Annotated in this window: 13 protein-coding genes, 2 tRNA genes and 2 rRNA genes; 8 read left to right on the top strand and 9 right to left on the bottom strand. The window is 41.1% G+C overall.

The window, feature by feature from the left end:
• Window positions 1-20 precede the first annotated feature (20 nt).
• From MJX77_RS08145 to MJX77_RS08130, 4 genes are all read right to left on the bottom strand, one after another.
• A 23S ribosomal RNA gene (locus MJX77_RS08145) occupies window positions 21-2,913 on the bottom strand.
• Window positions 2,914-3,265: 352 nt separating this feature from the next.
• Window positions 3,266-3,341: transfer RNA gene (locus MJX77_RS08140), tRNA-Ala, on the bottom strand.
• A 55-nt stretch (window positions 3,342-3,396) separates the two neighbouring features.
• Window positions 3,397-3,473 (bottom strand) — tRNA-Ile (locus MJX77_RS08135).
• 59 nt (window positions 3,474-3,532) lie between these two features.
• Window positions 3,533-5,070 (bottom strand): 16S ribosomal RNA (locus tag MJX77_RS08130).
• The 16S and 23S rRNA genes sit together here with 2 tRNA genes alongside, the layout of an rRNA operon.
• 541 nt (window positions 5,071-5,611) lie before the next feature.
• Here MJX77_RS08130 and yfiR point away from each other — a divergent pair.
• From yfiR to yfiB, 3 genes are read left to right on the top strand one after another with little or no spacing between them, the layout of a single operon-like run.
• A complete protein-coding gene (yfiR, locus tag MJX77_RS08125; RefSeq protein ID WP_004796328.1) occupies window positions 5,612-6,115 on the top strand; it encodes a regulatory sequestration protein YfiR in 504 nt (167 codons plus the stop codon).
• A 5-nt stretch (window positions 6,116-6,120) separates the two neighbouring features.
• Window positions 6,121-7,344: a diguanylate cyclase DgcN/YfiN gene (gene dgcN / locus MJX77_RS08120; RefSeq protein WP_005065229.1), complete on the top strand. Its 1,224-nt coding sequence runs from the start codon at window positions 6,121-6,123 to the stop codon at window positions 7,342-7,344.
• A gap of 14 nt (window positions 7,345-7,358) precedes the next feature.
• The gene (gene yfiB / locus MJX77_RS08115; protein WP_004796325.1) at window positions 7,359-7,838 is read left to right on the top strand and encodes an outer membrane lipoprotein YfiB; all 480 of its coding nucleotides are present in this window, start codon (window positions 7,359-7,361) and stop codon (window positions 7,836-7,838) included.
• 52 nt (window positions 7,839-7,890) lie between these two features.
• Here the strand turns inward: yfiB and MJX77_RS08110 are convergent, their stop codons facing one another.
• On the bottom strand, window positions 7,891-8,901 hold the full coding sequence (locus tag MJX77_RS08110; protein ID WP_252061140.1) for a metallophosphoesterase: 1,011 nt from the start codon (window positions 8,899-8,901) through the stop codon (window positions 7,891-7,893).
• Between the two features lie 106 nt (window positions 8,902-9,007).
• Between MJX77_RS08110 and MJX77_RS08105 the strand changes: the two genes are divergently transcribed.
• Window positions 9,008-10,633, top strand: a complete 1,626-nt coding sequence (locus MJX77_RS08105; RefSeq protein ID WP_252061139.1) for a phospholipase D family protein — start codon at window positions 9,008-9,010, stop codon at window positions 10,631-10,633.
• On the opposite strand, the gene MJX77_RS08100 is transcribed toward MJX77_RS08105, so the two are convergent.
• Window positions 10,634-11,443, bottom strand: a complete 810-nt coding sequence (locus MJX77_RS08100) for a lysophospholipid acyltransferase family protein (protein WP_013196820.1) — start codon at window positions 11,441-11,443, stop codon at window positions 10,634-10,636.
• A gap of 214 nt (window positions 11,444-11,657) precedes the next feature.
• Between MJX77_RS08100 and hflX the strand changes: the two genes are divergently transcribed.
• The 4 genes from hflX to MJX77_RS08080 all read left to right on the top strand — a co-directional run bounded on the left by hflX (window position 11,658) and on the right by MJX77_RS08080 (window position 14,617).
• On the top strand, window positions 11,658-13,001 hold the full coding sequence (hflX, locus tag MJX77_RS08095) for a ribosome rescue GTPase HflX (protein ID WP_004796318.1): 1,344 nt from the start codon (window positions 11,658-11,660) through the stop codon (window positions 12,999-13,001).
• A 33-nt stretch (window positions 13,002-13,034) separates the two neighbouring features.
• The gene (locus MJX77_RS08090) at window positions 13,035-13,406 is read left to right on the top strand and encodes a hypothetical protein (RefSeq protein ID WP_005299915.1); all 372 of its coding nucleotides are present in this window, start codon (window positions 13,035-13,037) and stop codon (window positions 13,404-13,406) included.
• Window positions 13,407-13,416: 10 nt separating this feature from the next.
• Entirely contained in the window at window positions 13,417-14,091 is a 675-nt protein-coding gene (locus tag MJX77_RS08085) for an LrgB family protein (protein WP_009388694.1), read from the top strand.
• Between the two features lie 82 nt (window positions 14,092-14,173).
• Window positions 14,174-14,617 (top strand): DUF2147 domain-containing protein, encoded by a 444-nt coding sequence (locus MJX77_RS08080; protein WP_004796314.1) that lies wholly within the window; start codon window positions 14,174-14,176, stop codon window positions 14,615-14,617.
• A gap of 38 nt (window positions 14,618-14,655) precedes the next feature.
• On the opposite strand, the gene MJX77_RS08075 is transcribed toward MJX77_RS08080, so the two are convergent.
• From MJX77_RS08075 to pdxA, 3 genes are read right to left on the bottom strand one after another with little or no spacing between them, the layout of a single operon-like run.
• Window positions 14,656-15,495: a symmetrical bis(5'-nucleosyl)-tetraphosphatase gene (locus MJX77_RS08075; protein ID WP_111856392.1), complete on the bottom strand. Its 840-nt coding sequence runs from the start codon at window positions 15,493-15,495 to the stop codon at window positions 14,656-14,658.
• Window positions 15,496-16,308: a 16S rRNA (adenine(1518)-N(6)/adenine(1519)-N(6))-dimethyltransferase RsmA gene (gene rsmA, locus MJX77_RS08070; RefSeq protein WP_004796309.1), complete on the bottom strand. Its 813-nt coding sequence runs from the start codon at window positions 16,306-16,308 to the stop codon at window positions 15,496-15,498.
• A gap of 23 nt (window positions 16,309-16,331) precedes the next feature.
• The gene (pdxA, locus tag MJX77_RS08065; RefSeq protein WP_252061137.1) at window positions 16,332-17,315 is read right to left on the bottom strand and encodes a 4-hydroxythreonine-4-phosphate dehydrogenase PdxA; all 984 of its coding nucleotides are present in this window, start codon (window positions 17,313-17,315) and stop codon (window positions 16,332-16,334) included.
• Window positions 17,316-17,420 lie beyond the last annotated feature (105 nt).

Below are 17,420 nucleotides of genomic sequence, written 5' to 3'. Positions count from 1 at the left end.
TACAACTGCTTGGGTGTTGTATAGTCAAGCCTCACGAGCAATTAGTATTGGTCAGCTTCACATATCACTATGCTTCCACATCCAACCTATCAACGTCCTAGTCTCGAACGGCTCTTTAGAGGACATAAAGTCCTAGGGAAATCTTATCTTGAGGTAGGCTTCCCGCTTAGATGCTTTCAGCGGTTATCCCTTCCGAACATAGCTACCCGGCGATGCGACTGGCGTCACAACCGGTACACCAGAGGTTCGTCCACTCTGGTCCTCTCGTACTAGGAGCAGATCCTCTCAAATTTCCAGCGCCCACGGTAGATAGGGACCGAACTGTCTCACGACGTTCTAAACCCAGCTCGCGTACCTCTTTAAATGGCGAACAGCCATACCCTTGGGACCTGCTTCAGCCCCAGGATGAGATGAGCCGACATCGAGGTGCCAAACACCGCCGTCGATATGAACTCTTGGGCGGTATCAGCCTGTTATCCCCAGAGTACCTTTTATCCGTTGAGCGATGGCCCTTCCATACAGAACCACCGGATCACTAAGACCTACTTTCGTACCTGCTCGACTTGTGGGTCTCGCAGTTAAGCGCGCTTTTGCCTTTATACTCTACGCGTGATTTCCGACCACGCTGAGCGCACCTTCGTACTCCTCCGTTACTCTTTAGGAGGAGACCGCCCCAGTCAAACTACCCACCAGACATGGTCCTCGCCCCGGATTACGGGGCAGAGTTAGAACCTCAACATTACCAGGGTGGTATTTCAAGGACGGCTCCATTGGAACTAGCGTTCCAACTTCAAAGCCTCCCACCTATCCTACACAAGTAAGGTCAAAGTTCAATGTCAAGCTGCAGTAAAGGTTCACGGGGTCTTTCCGTCTAGCCGCGGGTACACTGCATCTTCACAGCGATTTCGATTTCACTGAGCCTCTGCTGGAGACAGCGCCGCCATCATTATGCCATTCGTGCAGGTCGGAACTTACCCGACAAGGAATTTCGCTACCTTAGGACCGTTATAGTTACGGCCGCCGTTTACTGGGGCTTCGATCAAGAGCTTCGCTTACGCTAACCCCATCAATTAACCTTCCAGCACCGGGCAGGCATCACACCCTATACGTCCACTTTCGTGTTTGCAGAGTGCTATGTTTTTAATAAACAGTTGCAGCGGCCTGGTTTCTGTGGCTGCCAATAGCTCAGACCGCAAGGGTCATCACCGTCAGCAGCGTACCTTCTCCCGAAGTTACGGTACCATTTTGCCTAGTTCCTTCAGCAGAGTTCTCTCAAGCGCCTTGGTCTACTCGACCTGACCACCTGTGTCGGTTTCGGGTACGATTCCTGTGTAACTGAAGCTTAGAGACTTTTCCTGGAAGCATGGTATCAGCCACTTCGCTGTACAAGTACAGCTTGCTATCAGATCTCAGCATAGAGCACCCCGGATTTGCCTAAGATGCATGCCTACTTCCTTCCACCTGGACAACCAACGCCAGGCTGACTTAACCTTCTCCGTCCTCTCATCGCATTACACAGAAGTATTGGAATATTAACCAATTTCCCATCGACTACGCCTTTCGGCCTCGCCTTAGGGGTCGACTCACCCAGCCCCGATTAACGTTGGACTGGAACCCTTGGTCTTTCGGCGAACGGGTTTTTCACCCGTTTTGTCGTTACTCACGTCAGCATTCGCACTTCTGATACCTCCAGCATACTTCTCAATACACCTTCATCGGCTTACAGAACGCTCCCCTACCACTTGACTAAAAGTCAAATCCGCAGCTTCGGCACATAGTTTTAGCCCCGTTACATCTTCCGCGCAGGCCGACTCGACTAGTGAGCTATTACGCTTTCTTTAAAGGGTGGCTGCTTCTAAGCCAACCTCCTAGCTGTCTATGCCTTCCCACATCGTTTCCCACTTAACTATGATTTTGGGGCCTTAGCTGGCGGTCTGGATTGTTTTCCTCTTGACTACGGACGTTAGCACCCGCAGTCTGTCTCCCGGATAGTACTCATAGGTATTCGGAGTTTGCATCGGTTTGGTAAGTCGGGATGACCCCCTAGCCGAAACAGTGCTCTACCCCCTATGGTATTCGTCCGAGGCGCTACCTAAATAGCTTTCGGGGAGAACCAGCTATCACCAGGCTTGATTAGCCTTTCACCCCTATCCACAAGTCATCCCCTGGCTTTTCAACGACAGTGGGTTCGGTCCTCCAGTTAGTGTTACCCAACCTTCAACCTGCTCATGGATAGATCGCCTGGTTTCGGGTCTATACCCAGCAACTAAACGCCCTATTAAGACTCGATTTCTCTACGGCTCCCCTATACGGTTAACCTCGCTACTGAATATAAGTCGCTGACCCATTATACAAAAGGTACGCAGTCACCGAACAAGTCGGCTCCCACTGCTTGTATGCATGCGGTTTCAGGATCTATTTCACTCCCCTCACAGGGGTTCTTTTCGCCTTTCCCTCACGGTACTGGTTCACTATCGGTCAGTCAGGAGTATTTAGCCTTGGAGGATGGTCCCCCCATATTCAGACAAGGTTTCACGTGCCTCGCCCTACTCGTCATCATTATGTGTGCCCTTTCGTGTACGGGAATATCACCCTCTACGTTCGCACTTCCCAGAGCGTTCCACTAAAACACACATAACTTAATGGGCTGATCCCCGTTCGCTCGCCGCTACTAAGGGAATCTCAATTGATTTCTTTTCCTAAGGGTACTGAGATGTTTCACTTCCCCTCGTTCGCCTTGCAACACTATGTATTCATGTTGCAATACCTACCTTAAAGTAGGTGGGTTCCCCCATTCAGAAATCTCCGGATCAAAGGATATTTGCCGCCTCCCCGGAGCTTATCGCAGGCTATTACGTCTTTCATCGCCTCTGACTGCCAAGGCATCCACCACATGCACTTAATTACTTGACTATACAACCCCAAACAGTCGTCAACACTTACAAGTGAGTGTTGTCCGTGCGATTCTTCATCGCTACTATCTGTTGTCTGTGTACTTAAACACTGTACAGCTTCAATCTAAATTCATATACCAAAACGCTTGATTCAGTTAATTTGCTAGTTCTCAATTCATCTAGATTAATTACTTAATCTAAACTCTTGAGTGAACAATTTATTTCAGACTCAATTTTGCCAATCTGTTAATGAATAAACATGCCTTCGTCAGGTCATGCTTAATACCGTGATACTTAAATCACAGAAGTTAATAAACCAAGATCTAAATCTTTATTTACTAATTTCTGTAATCCGAACTTCTCTTAAGTTCTGGTGGAGACTAGGAGAGTCGAACTCCTGACCTCCTGCGTGCAAAGCAGGCGCTCTACCAACTAAGCTAAGTCCCCAGCTTACATCATCAGTCATGTATCTTTTATCTATAACTTCAACCAGTCAAAGTCATGGTGGGTCTGACAAGACTTGAACTTGTGACCCCACGCTTATCAAGCGTGTGCTCTAACCAACTGAGCTACAGACCCTCAGATACATCTATGAAGAACAACTTGTTGTGGATTCTTACCAATCGTCAATCTTTCGTTAAGGAGGTGATCCAGCCGCAGGTTCCCCTACGGCTACCTTGTTACGACTTCACCCCAGTCATCGGCCACACCGTGGTAACCGCCCTCTTTGCAGTTAGGCTAGCTACTTCTGGTGCAACAAACTCCCATGGTGTGACGGGCGGTGTGTACAAGGCCCGGGAACGTATTCACCGCGGCATTCTGATCCGCGATTACTAGCGATTCCGACTTCATGGAGTCGAGTTGCAGACTCCAATCCGGACTACGATCGGCTTTTTGAGATTAGCATCCTATCGCTAGGTAGCAACCCTTTGTACCGACCATTGTAGCACGTGTGTAGCCCTGGCCGTAAGGGCCATGATGACTTGACGTCGTCCCCGCCTTCCTCCAGTTTGTCACTGGCAGTATCCTTAAAGTTCCCGACATTACTCGCTGGCAAATAAGGAAAAGGGTTGCGCTCGTTGCGGGACTTAACCCAACATCTCACGACACGAGCTGACGACAGCCATGCAGCACCTGTATGTAAGTTCCCGAAGGCACCAATCCATCTCTGGAAAGTTCTTACTATGTCAAGGCCAGGTAAGGTTCTTCGCGTTGCATCGAATTAAACCACATGCTCCACCGCTTGTGCGGGCCCCCGTCAATTCATTTGAGTTTTAGTCTTGCGACCGTACTCCCCAGGCGGTCTACTTATCGCGTTAGCTGCGCCACTAAAGCCTCAAAGGCCCCAACGGCTAGTAGACATCGTTTACGGCATGGACTACCAGGGTATCTAATCCTGTTTGCTCCCCATGCTTTCGCACCTCAGCGTCAGTGTTAGGCCAGATGGCTGCCTTCGCCATCGGTATTCCTCCAGATCTCTACGCATTTCACCGCTACACCTGGAATTCTACCATCCTCTCCCACACTCTAGCTAACCAGTATCGAATGCAATTCCCAAGTTAAGCTCGGGGATTTCACATTTGACTTAATTAGCCGCCTACGCGCGCTTTACGCCCAGTAAATCCGATTAACGCTTGCACCCTCTGTATTACCGCGGCTGCTGGCACAGAGTTAGCCGGTGCTTATTCTGCGAGTAACGTCCACTATCTCTAGGTATTAACTAAAGTAGCCTCCTCCTCGCTTAAAGTGCTTTACAACCATAAGGCCTTCTTCACACACGCGGCATGGCTGGATCAGGCTTCCGCCCATTGTCCAATATTCCCCACTGCTGCCTCCCGTAGGAGTCTGGGCCGTGTCTCAGTCCCAGTGTGGCGGATCATCCTCTCAGACCCGCTACAGATCGTCGCCTTGGTAGGCCTTTACCCCACCAACTAGCTAATCCGACTTAGGCTCATCTATTAGCGCAAGGTCCGAAGATCCCCTGCTTTCTCCCGTAGGACGTATGCGGTATTAGCATTCCTTTCGAAATGTTGTCCCCCACTAATAGGCAGATTCCTAAGCATTACTCACCCGTCCGCCGCTAAGATCAGTAGCAAGCTACCTCTCTCCGCTCGACTTGCATGTGTTAAGCCTGCCGCCAGCGTTCAATCTGAGCCATGATCAAACTCTTCAGTTAAAAATCATTTTGCACCTTATTAAAGACAAGGTGCCAATTCTGGCTCATCAATTTTCTGACTTAAATTTCGCTCAAATAAACTTCGAGTAATTTAAACCAATCAATCAATGATAATATTTCGATCGATCAATCAGTAAAAATCCACACAAGTTGTTCTTCAATTCTCTTAATGATCTTCTTCCTGGTTCGTCACCAGCAAGCTAGGTCGGCTATATTACTCTTAATCTCTTAAAAGTCAACAGGTAATTTCGATATTTTTAAAACTTAATCTCAAAACCAACTTCTCATCAAATTCATCACTTAAAGTAACCAACTTAATTCCAAGTAACTGTTTTTCAACAAGTTCTTATCTGCATCACCGCCGATGGATGTGCATTATAGACCATTAAATTCCTTTGACAACCCCTTTTTTAATTTAATATTACCACATGAGCATTTTTTAGCCTTTTTAGTCAACTTTAGATGAGATATTAAACTTTTTTTACTTTATCAACTTCATGTAGAATAGATTATTCGTGCAATAGTTTGGCATTAACTCATCATGTGGCAGTTCGCTAAAAAAGTATTTGTTTGCATACTTGTAGTGTTTGCTACGAGTGGGCCGTGTTATGCCAATTCAAAACATAACTTCTATGTGCTTACTTTATCTATTTTAAGCTACAGTAAGTGGGAGAATGTAAACACTCCTACTCTTTGCATTATTGACAATCCCTCTATTACATCTACGTTTCAATCTTATATCCAGCAAATGTCTTATAATTATCGTGTTCAAACTGTAAACGCGAAAGATTTTGCTCGGTCACATTGTCAGGCCGTTTATTTTTCTACGACTTCGCCCCAACAACAACAAAGCCTTATTCAGAACTATCCTTACCGTTCTTTACTTTCTTTAAGCATTAATAATCCAGAGTGCGAAATTGGAAGTATCTTTTGTTTATATAATCAAAATAATTACACTACCTTTAAAGTTAATTTAGATGCTTTAAGTCACTCCAAAGTTCATATTGATCCGAGAGTATTGCTCTTGGCTAAGAATGCGGAGTAAGGATTATGATATCAAAGTTGTATCAATCCACTTCATTGCATGCATTATTTAGAAAATCTCAATTTACTATTTTTGCAATTACTTTTTTTATCTGCTCTTTTACGTTTGTATCGATTTCTGTTTTTACAATGGAAACTTACGCCAAACAAAATTTGCAATTGCTTAGCCATACGTTACTAGAGCGTATTCAGCCTGCAGTTGTATTTAATGACAAAATTACGATTGAGCAGATTTTGAATGAATATACGAATGACCATTCAATTCGTACTATTCATATTTATGATTCAGAACATCATTTAATTGCACAAAGTTTTAAATTATCAAGTCAGACTTCAATTTTAGAGGGCTGGTTTGATCATTGGTTTTTGAATGAACCCGTTCATCTTACAATTTATCATCACGAGCAGAATGTAGGTGAACTCACGCTTTTTGGTAGTTCCGAAAAAATATTGCAGTTCCTCAAAATGATTATGGTAGGACTAGCAATTGCGATGTTGTTTATTGTTTGCGCTTTGTGGTGGTCAGTAAACTTAACTTATCGTCAAATTATGCAGGCTATTTATCCGCTTACGAATATTGCTCAAATTGTAAGTGAACAAAAAGCTTATAATCTTCGTTTTCCTTATAATCGAATTAAAGAATTTCAAGATTTAAATACCGTTTTTAATGAATTACTTGAAGAAATTCAGATATGGGATAACCAGCTACAAAAGGAGAATCGTAAATTATCCTTTCAGGCTCACCATGACCAACTCACTTTATTGCCTAATAGACATTATTTTTATCAGATTCTCTTAGACATGTTTGAAGATAAGGGTTTTGATAACAAGTCTGCGTTATTATTTATAGATAACAACAACTTCAAAGCAATTAATGACCAATTCGGCCATTTAGCTGGAGATGAAGTTCTAAAAGAAATGGCGAATCGTCTGCAAACCCGTCTACGTCATCAAGATTTTATTGCACGATTAGGCGGCGACGAATTTGCTGTCATTTTGCATTCCATTAGTCATGCTGATCATTTAATATCTATTGCTGAAAATTTACTCGAAAGCTGTAAAGAACCTTTGCATCTGAATGGTCAAACGATTTACTTCAGTTTTAGTGTAGGTATTGCTTTATCACAATTTGCATCTAGCCCCGAAGATTTCATTATGCAAGCAGACCAAGCAATGTATAAGGCTAAAAATTCGGATGAACACTGGTTTATTTATAAACCTGAAAATTAAATTTAGGCTAATCTATGAATACAAGATCTCTAAAACTCTCCTTTATTGCATTGTTATGCATTACTCTTGCAGGGTGCCTGAGTTTTGGTCCATTAAAATATCGTCAGGTAAAATTACTCAAAAAAGAAGGTTTCGTTCTTACCGATGAAGGATGGACTTTAGGTTTACCAGAACGTTTGTTATTTGACTTTAATAATGCAGAGTTAAAACAAAGTCATGAAGCTGAGTTAGTACGTCTAGCAAATCAATTGAATAAATATGACCTAAATAAATTGAAAATTGTGGGTCATACTGATGATGTTGGTGATGCTGCTTATAATCAAAAGTTATCTGAAGAGCGTGCACAAAGTGTAGCAAACCTTTTCTTAGCTCGTGGATTTAAAAAAGAAAATATCTACGTAATTGGTCGTGGTTCAACACAACCTTATGTTCCAAATACAACCAATGAAAATCGTGCGATTAACCGACGTGTTGCCATTGTCGTTATTCCATAAGTAAGTTTAATTCATAAAAAAAAGCCAATCCTCTGTGATTGGCTTTTTTATTTTAAACTAACTCAATAATATCAATGGTTGGCGGCACTCTAAAACGTAAAGGAATTCCGACCATTCCTGTGCCAACGGTAACAAAAACATCCGCATGTTCGTGAGAGTAAAATCCACGTTTGTGACCTAAAATTGATACTTTTTTCATAATATAGTTAGTCAGCCATGGGAGCTCCACCTGCCCTCCATGTGTGTGTCCTGATAACATTAATGGACGATTCGGTAATTTAGGCACCATATCGACTGTATCTGGATTATGAGACAAAATTAACCAAGGTTTGTCTTGAGGTAAATCTGGCATGGACCGCATATCGGTTTTTCCAGCCCAAAGATCACCAATACCAATCAGACGGAATTCTTCAAAATCAACAATCTTTCCTTCGATATCAACAACTTCATTATAAAATAAAGCATCTTTTAATAATTGTTGAATCGGTGGGCCAGGATATTGCTCATCATGATTTCCAGGAACAGAGTAAACAGGTGCCTGAATTTCTTTTAAAACACTTAACTCTTCAATTAGTCTATCTTCTGGTTCATATGTCCAGTCACCAGCCACAACCACTAAATCCGGTTGCTGTTCATTTAATTTTCTAACTATGGTTTTTAGCTGACGTTCATGCCCTGAAAATAAACCAATATGTAAATCTGCAATTAAGGCTACTTTGACTGGCTTATTAAAACTACGATCTGGATTTAAGCGATATTGATGAGTATCGACACGGACTAGATGAGGTTCAATAAATCGGGCATAAATTAAAATACCACTTAAGAAAAAGATAAAAATACCTTGGTGAATTGAGTAGTAACCAATCCAAGCAGCATATAAATTAAAAAACCAGAGCGGAATAAGTAGATAAGAGAGATAAAATGCGAGTAAATGTACAAAAGCTTTAAATGGATGAATCGTCTCGGTCCGAGATTGATGAATCCAAGCCTCAGAAATTCCCCATAGAGCAAGTATTGAAAAAATAAAGTAAAAACAAAAAATAATTGAATTTGGATTCCACATTACGACTCTCGACTTATCTTCTATTGATTGCTAGTAATCAAATTCAATATTTATCTTTCAATATGCACGAATTATACTCTAGCTCACGTTATCGTATGTACTGATTATGGCACAATCCTCTCATTCCAAACAGCTTCAAACGAATCAACAAGCTAGAAGCTTTTTGATAAAAGTTTCTTTAGTCCTATGTTCTAGTTTTGCTGTGGGTTTGACAGGATGTAGTACTCTGCCAAAACATGGTGTCGAACCATTAGAATATGCAAATGATATCGATACATCGGAGACTTCACTTGCTCAAATTGTCACGCCCTTACGTCAGCAAAATCCCAAGCTAACGGGTTACCATGTCTTAAATGATCCATTGGAGGCTCTAGCAGCCCGCCTAAGATTAATTGATAAAGCCGAAAAGACTTTAGATTTACAATATTACATTTGGGATAATGACAAAGTTGGAGCTTTAGCTTTACATGCCATCATTCGAGCAGCTGATCGCGGAGTAAAAGTCCGACTTCTTATTGATGACAATAATGCAAAAAAAATGGAAGGGATCTTACTCGCCCTTTCTCAGCATAAAAATATTGAAGTTAAGCTTTTTAACCCCTACCGTTTCCGCAAATATCGTGCGATGGATATGGTGCTTGATTTAAAACGTATCAATCGTCGCATGCACAATAAAAGTTTTATTGCCGACAATGAGGTTGCTCTTATTGGCGGACGTAACATGACTAATCAATATTATAACGTAAGCGATAGCTATCAATTTTCTGATGTTGACGTAATGTTGGTCGGTGCTGCGGTTGATGACATTGTGAATTCTTTTGATGACTACTGGAATCATGAATACGCCTATTCAGTTCAAAGTATCGTAAGTCCAGAGCAGCACCGTTTACGCTATGAAGGATTAAAAGAGCAACTCGAAGCTCATTACCAACAAGCAACTGTTCAAAACTTTCTAAATTTAACTGCAAAATCACATGCATTTGATAAATGGTTAAATCACAATATTCAATTCGACTGGGTTAAAGCAGAAGTCGTAAAAGACTCGCCTGATAAAATCAAATCAAAGGCCAAAAAAGAAGAGCACTTAAATTTCCAGTTAATTAACCATCTGGAAAAACCAGAAAGTAATGTAGATCTAATTTCAGCTTATTTTATTCCTGAAAAACAAGGCGCTAAAATTTTAAGCACGCTTGCTAAAGAAGGTGTGGAAGTACGCGTTCTAACTAACTCGTTTAAAGCGAATGACGTTGCCGTTGTACATGCATTTTATGGAAAGTACCGTAAAGAACTGCTTAAAAACGGCGTACAACTTTATGAATTTTTACCTACACCAGATAAAAGAGATTTAAATAAAAATACAGATGAGCTTGCCACTAAAGCAAAAGTAAACATGAAAGGATTAAGCCGCTCAAGCTTACATACTAAACTGATGGCATTAGATGAACAGGTTTTTATTGGCTCATTTAATTTTGATCCACGCTCAGCTTATTTGAATACTGAAATTGGCGTAATTTTAGATAGTCCGTCATTGGCTAAGACAATTCACCATACGATGGATGAAAATTTAAATAAATATGCTTATAAGCTAAAGCTTGACTCTAATAATCATATTTATTGGCAGCAAGAAACGCCTAATGGACCTTTAATTTATAAACAAGAACCCGAGATGAAATGGTGGCAAAAAGCAGGCATGAAATTTCTTTCATGGCTGCCACTTGAAGGCTTTATGTAATTAATTTTTTGGCTTAAGTACTTTCTGATGTAGTTGAGCCAAACCTTCTACCATTTTTTCTTGAACTTCACGCGTTAAACTCTTCACATCATGCCCTTCCACTGAAATTGGAGGCAAAGTTAATAGATGAGCAGTTACTTTCGGCATTTCAAGTACGCGTTGAATATGTTCAGCAAATGACATGTCGCCAATGAATGGCGCAACTGTATCTAATTGTCCATGACGGTTTACATAACAAATTAAACATACCTGTACTGGGCGTTGAGCCTCAATAGCAGCACCGAGCAAACGACCATGTACTTTCTTAACAGAATGTCCATCTGTAGTGGTCGCTTCAGGAAAAAACAGCACAGGAATATTTTGTTTTAAGAATTCGGTAATCTGCTCACGAATTTTAACGGAATCACCAGATCCACGCTTAATAAATAAAGTTCCACCACCTTTAGCTAGATTGCCTAAAATAGGCCAATTTTCAATTTCAGCTTTAGCAAGAAAGAAAACACGAGCTCCTGAACCTAAAACAGCAACATCGAGCCAAGAAATATGATTACTTACCCATAAAGCAGGTTCTCTAGGAATTGTTCCGTGTACTTCTACATCCAAGTTGAAAACCTGACATAAACGGCGGCAAAAGTATTGAACATAGCGTGTATTGACCGGATTATTAGGATCTTTATAAAGGCCGTGTCGATAAACTAAATAAAAACCTTCACTAATTGCAGCGGTAGCCGAAGTGACTTTTTTTCCGTACAAACCTATTTTTGATAATTTCTTTAACGTTGAATTAACTATACTTTGCGTTTGAGCCATAAAATTTCACTAACGATCAATCATTGTTATACCCATCTCGAGCATTCTATACGTTTCAGAATAAACTTGCATTGATGATCGAGAACGGGGAAAAAATAAATTCAGACACCTCTAACAGCATTTAACTAATCTAAAGGATAAGAACAAACGCTTTCCCCTTTTGCATAAGTTTCATCTAGAATAAAGTTTTCCCATTTTCAGGATTTACAACCACGTGGAATATGTTGATCGGCATCAAGGCGGTGAACGCACAATTTTAGTGAGTGTTTCAGTACAATTATTAGATGATCTGGATGCCGAAGAGTTTGCTCTACTTGCACAGTCTGCTGGTGCAGATATCCTTGAACATATTAAGGTTCAGCGAAATAAACCCAATCCTAAATTTTTTATTGGTTCAGGAAAAGTCGAAGAAATTGCAGAGCGAGTTCAGGAACTAGAAGCAAGTCTGGTGATTTTTGATCATGCTTTGTCACCCGCTCAAGAACGAAATTTAGAAAGAATATTAAAATGCCGAGTTATTGATCGTACAGGATTAATTTTAGATATTTTTGCACTACGTGCGCGTACGCATGAAGGTAAATTACAAGTCGAACTTGCACAGCTTAAACATTTATCTACCCGCCTTATTCGTGGTTGGTCAGCCGACTTTGAGCAACAAAAAGGTGGTATTGGCTTACGTGGCCCGGGTGAAACGCAACTAGAAACAGATCGTCGTCTCATTCGTGTACGTATTGCCCAATTAAAAGATAAATTAGAAAAGGTACATCAAACCCGTATACAAGGGCGTGCTGCAAGACAAAAGGCAGCTATTCCAACTGTGTCGTTAGTAGGCTATACCAATGCTGGGAAATCGACTCTATTTAATATTTTAGCGAAAAGTGATGTCTACGCAGCCGATCAACTATTTGCAACACTCGACCCAACATTACGTCGTTTGGAATGGGATGGTATTGGTACTGTAGTGCTCGCAGATACGGTAGGTTTTGTACGAAACTTACAGCACGATTTAATTGAATCATTCAAAGCAACACTTGAAGAAACCCTAGAAGCCACGCTTTTACTACATGTTATTGATAGTAATAGTCATGACATGCTTGATCAAATTGAAGCAGTTGAAAGCGTTTTAAAAGAGATTGGTGCAGATGCTCCAGTACTTCGGGTATACAACAAAATTGACCTGAGTGGTGAAGAAGCCAAAATTGTTTATGCCGAACCACATGTACCAGATCGAGTTTATGTTTCTGCTCACGCTGGCCTTGGTCTAGAGTTACTTCAAAAAGCAGTACAAGAATGTTTAATGGGACAAATTCAAAAGTTTTCTCTGATTCTTAAACCTGCTTATGGCAAATTTCGCACACAGCTTTATGCCTTAAATGTAATTGAGTCTGAACACTACGATGATGCAGGCTTATTACATATTGATGTACGTATTGCACCACATAAGCTGGAAAAGCTTATTCGTCAAGCAAAACTACCCTTAGAAGAAATCTTGGGAGAACGCGCTAATCAATTTAAGCGACCATTGGAAGAGTTTGAAATCAAGGGCGAGATCAGTTAAAACTCGATAAGTAAACTTTTAGAGATAAAAAATATGGATAAGATCAAAAGTATAGACTGGACAGCATGGGTAGCAACGTTACTACTCATTATTGGTTTTCGTGAAGGCTCTGTCATCGTCATGCGTGCTTTTGGTCATCCAGAATTAGGTAATCTGGTCGGGTTAATCAGCTTACTCACTGTTTTGATTATTTGGAGAAAGTTCAAAAAAATCCCTCTTCGAATAGTCGATACGAATAATAAAATCATGAAAGAAAGTGGTTTTGCTTTTTTACCTGTTTGTGCTGGCTCTTTAATTATGTTGGTGCATATGGGTAAAGAAATTCCACTATTCCTTTTTGTTTTAGTGGTCAGCACCCTTATACCTTTGTGGGTCTATGCAAAAATGGCAAAACGTTGGTTATAAGGAGAATAAAATGTTTACGATTTTCTACGGTTTTTTGATCACACTTATTGGTTATCTATGTGCAAAACCTTTAAACCGACGCTTTCCGCAAGTTCCACTTTTAGTTTTCGGCATGTTCATTGTCATTGCGTTGCTTTCAGTTTTACAAGTTCCTTATGAACAATATCGCCTTTATGTGAATGACTTATTTGGTCATTTATTAGGTTATGTCACAGTAGCCTTAGCCATTCCTTTAGCTGCAATGCGTTACGATGATCTTCCAATTAAATCGGTCATCGGTATTTTACTTTTTGCAAGTATTAGCGCCGTTGCTTTGCCTATGGGCCTCGCTTACTTGTTACATATGTCGGAACCTACCATTCTTGCATTTGCAACCCGCGCGGTGACTACCCCCATCGCCTTAAATATCGCAACGTTATTGCATGCTCCTGAAACCCTGGTAACGCTTATTGTTATTTTATCTGGCGTTATTGGAGCAGCTTTTTCACCATTTTTACTTAAGCATATTCATGATGAAAGAGCATCTGGATTAGCCCTAGGTTTAGCTGCACATGCCATAGGAACAGCTCAAGCTTGGCAACGTGGACCTGTTGCAGGTCGCTACGCTGCATTTGGTATGGCTTTAAATGGCGTATTTACTGCAATTTGGCTGCCTACATTAATGTTGTCACTTGGCACACCATAATTAAGAAGCCTATTAAATAAACATTGAACGGTATATCAATTCGAAATAAGATGACCTTTCAATGTTAAAAGGATTTTTAATCATGGGGAAAATTTTTATTGGAGCTCTGCTCTTACTGGGGATCAACACTGCTACGTTTGCAGCAGACATTACAGGCCTTTGGCAAACAATTGATGATAAAACTGGTGCTCCCAAAGCACAGGTAGAAATACGAAAAGAAGCAAATGGGACATATGCCGGAAAGATTATCAAAGTTACACCACGCCCAGGTTATACCCCTAAAGAGATTTGTGATAATTGCCCTTCGCCGTATACCAATAAACCAATTATAGGATTGGATATAGCAACTGGCTTAAAACAAACAGATGATCTTAATTATACAGGTGGGAAAATTTTAGATCCTAATACTGGTAAAGTTTACGGGCTTAAAGCAAAACTCAGTGCAACTGGTAAACGTCTTCATATGCGTGGATATCTTGGCGTTTCAGCATTAGGCCGTAACCAAATTTGGTTACGCGTAGAATAAAAGTTAAAAATAAAAAAGCCGCTTATGCGGCTTTTTTATTACATCACTGGATTTTCAACAGCAAAGATTTCTTTATCTTCAAGGCGATAAGCCATTAATTTTCTGCCCCAAACACAGCCACCATCAATATTTTGAATCTGATCATTAATAGTTCTGCCCTCGAGCGCAGCCCAATGACCAAAAATGATTTGATGAGTTTGCGCCGCTTTGCTCGGAAATTCAAACCAAGGTAAATAACCCTCTGGCATTGGCGCATCTAGAGCATCTTTAAAACTGAACTCTAAAGCCCCTTCTGCGTTGGTTAAACGCATGCGGGTCAAATAATTAGTAATACAACGTAAACGAGCTGAACCCGTTAAGTCGTCTTCCCACAAATCTGGTTTTGAACCATACATTTCTGCCAAAAAAGCGTCCAATACAGATAAGTCTTGATGAGAGAGTACTGCCTCAACCTCTTTTGCAAGCGTTGCAGTTTTTTGTGCATCCCAAATGCAAGGTATGCCTGCATGAGTAAGAATTGTGTGCTCATTTGGAAATAAACATAAAGGTTGTTTCCGCAACCAGTCGATTAACTCATCGCCATCAATTGCATCAATAACGTCTTGCGTACGATCTTTTTCTTTAATCTCTTTTAAACCACGCGCGCCAGCCACTAAAGTCAGATCATGATTTCCGAGTACAGTTGCAGCAGCGCCGCGATCAGCAAGTTTTTTAACAAACCGTAAGGCACCCACTGAGTTTTCGCCACGAGCGACCAAATCACCTGCAAACCACAAAAAATCTTGGTCTGGATCAAAACGTATTTCTTTAAGTAAGGCCTTCAGAGCTTCAAAACACCCTTGTACATCGCCAATCACATAATTAAAACGTTTAGTCATTTATGCCACCATTTGATCGGCTAAAGCAACAAATTGAGCAAGTGTTAACGTTTCTGGACGAGCCATCGGATCAACGCCTGCTTTTTCAAAACCATCTTCAGCGATCATACCTTTTAGACTATTTCTTAGGGTTTTACGGCGTTGGGTAAATACATGAGCAACCAAACGAGCTAAAGCTTTTTCATCTTTTGCAACAATTGGTTTTTGTTCATATGGAACAAGGCGGAAAACAGCACTTGTTACTTTAGGTGGCGGGTTAAATGCACCAGCTGGCACTTCAAATAAAAACGTAGGTTGGCAATAATACTGAATCATTACCGACAAGCGTCCATATTCTTTTGTGTTTGGTTCTGCGGTAATGCGTTCAACCACCTCTTTTTGCAGCATAAAGTGCATGTCTTTAACTTTACTGCCAAATTCCAAGAGGTGGAAAAGTAATGGAGTTGAAATGTTATAAGGTAAATTACCAACCACACGTAATGGTCGACCATCTTTTACCAGTTCATTAAAATCATATTTTAATGCATCAGCTTCGATAATAGTTAAACGTTCAGGATGTGGAACGCGTTCTGGTAAGCCTGCCGCTAAATCACGATCTAGCTCAACCACTGTTAATGCATCACACTCTCCAATTAAAGGAGAAGTTAAAGCAGCCAAACCAGGTCCAATTTCAACAACATTTTCACCCGCACGCGGATTCACCGAGCGCACGATTTTGGCAATGACTCGCTGATCATGTAAGAAGTTTTGACCAAAACGTTTACGAGCTTTATGCCCTTCATCTTTCGGGTTTAGGGCATTAATTTGATACATATAACATTTCCAACATGAAAAATTTAGCTCGCTGCCAAAGATAACGCTAAATCGACAGCGACATTTAAACTTGAGCTTTTTGCCAAACCAGTCCCAGCCAACGACAATGCCGTGCCATGATCGACCGAGGTTCGGATGAATGGCAAACCCAATGTAATATTGATGGCCTCACCAAACCCTTGTGATTTTAACACAGGTAAACCTTGATCATGGTACATAGCGAGTACAGCATCAGCATTTTTAAGATGCTCAGGGGTAAATAAGGTATCCGCAGGCAAGCTTAGGCTCATTTTAATTCCTTGCGCTCGATAAGTTTCGAGTACCGGATTAATGGTATCAATCTCTTCACGGCCCAAATAGCCATCTTCCCCCGCATGAGGATTTAAGCCACATACCAATATGCGCGGATCAACAATCTTAAATTTAGTTTTTAAATCATGTATTAAAATATCGATAACTTGATGTAAACGCTCTTTGGTAATTGCATCGGCAACATCCCTTAAAGGCAAATGCGTAGTCGCTAAAGCAACGCGCAGAGTCTTGGTTGCAAGCATCATTACAACGCGCTCTACCCCTGCAAATTCTTGATAGTATTCAGTGTGACCACTAAACAAAATGCCTGCATCATTAATGACCGATTTTTGCACTGGTGCCGTAGCTACTCCGACACTTTTGCCAGACATTGCATAATCAGCTGAACGGCGTAATTGTTCTAATACATAAGCCGCATTAGCTGAATTTAATTGGCCATCAACAACTGCCGTTTCTAGAGGTACATGCTCTATATAAAGCTCACCAGAAGAGGATGATTCAGCTTGTCCCGTATATTCTATAAATTGAATATCTACCCCTAGTTTCTGGGCACGTTGTTCTAATAAATTTTGGTCACCCAAAACAACAACAGGACGTTCATCAACTCGCTGAGCCAAGCTCAAGCAAATATCTGGACCAATACCAGCCGGCTCACCGGAAGTGACATATAAAGGCAGCACAATCACCCCAGACACATAACTAAAATTTGTTTGATTTTAACATATCCCACATTCATCGGTTTATGGATTAAATTATCAGGCTTAAACTGGATTTTTCTTGTGACTTTGAACAAACTCGTT

The organism is Acinetobacter sp. AHP123 (assembly GCF_023757925.1).
GTDB lineage: Bacteria > Pseudomonadota > Gammaproteobacteria > Pseudomonadales > Moraxellaceae > Acinetobacter > Acinetobacter oleivorans.
This window is presented reverse-complemented; position numbering and strand designations above follow the sequence as displayed.

What these genes read in the sequence shown, in the direction of transcription:
- yfiR (WP_004796328.1), top strand. Translation starts at nt 5,612, where the DNA reads ATGTGGCAGTTCGCTAAAAAAGTATTTGTTTGCATACTTGTAGTGTTT.
- dgcN (WP_005065229.1), top strand. Translation starts at nt 6,121, where the DNA reads ATGATATCAAAGTTGTATCAATCCACTTCATTGCATGCATTATTTAGA.
- yfiB (WP_004796325.1), top strand. Translation starts at nt 7,359, where the DNA reads ATGAATACAAGATCTCTAAAACTCTCCTTTATTGCATTGTTATGCATT.
- MJX77_RS08110 (WP_252061140.1), bottom strand. Translation starts at nt 8,901, where the DNA reads ATGTGGAATCCAAATTCAATTATTTTTTGTTTTTACTTTATTTTTTCA.
- MJX77_RS08105 (WP_252061139.1), top strand. Translation starts at nt 9,008, where the DNA reads ATGGCACAATCCTCTCATTCCAAACAGCTTCAAACGAATCAACAAGCT.
- MJX77_RS08100 (WP_013196820.1), bottom strand. Translation starts at nt 11,443, where the DNA reads ATGGCTCAAACGCAAAGTATAGTTAATTCAACGTTAAAGAAATTATCA.
- MJX77_RS08090 (WP_005299915.1), top strand. Translation starts at nt 13,035, where the DNA reads ATGGATAAGATCAAAAGTATAGACTGGACAGCATGGGTAGCAACGTTA.
- MJX77_RS08085 (WP_009388694.1), top strand. Translation starts at nt 13,417, where the DNA reads ATGTTTACGATTTTCTACGGTTTTTTGATCACACTTATTGGTTATCTA.
- MJX77_RS08080 (WP_004796314.1), top strand. Translation starts at nt 14,174, where the DNA reads ATGGGGAAAATTTTTATTGGAGCTCTGCTCTTACTGGGGATCAACACT.
- MJX77_RS08075 (WP_111856392.1), bottom strand. Translation starts at nt 15,495, where the DNA reads ATGACTAAACGTTTTAATTATGTGATTGGCGATGTACAAGGGTGTTTT.
- rsmA (WP_004796309.1), bottom strand. Translation starts at nt 16,308, where the DNA reads ATGTATCAAATTAATGCCCTAAACCCGAAAGATGAAGGGCATAAAGCT.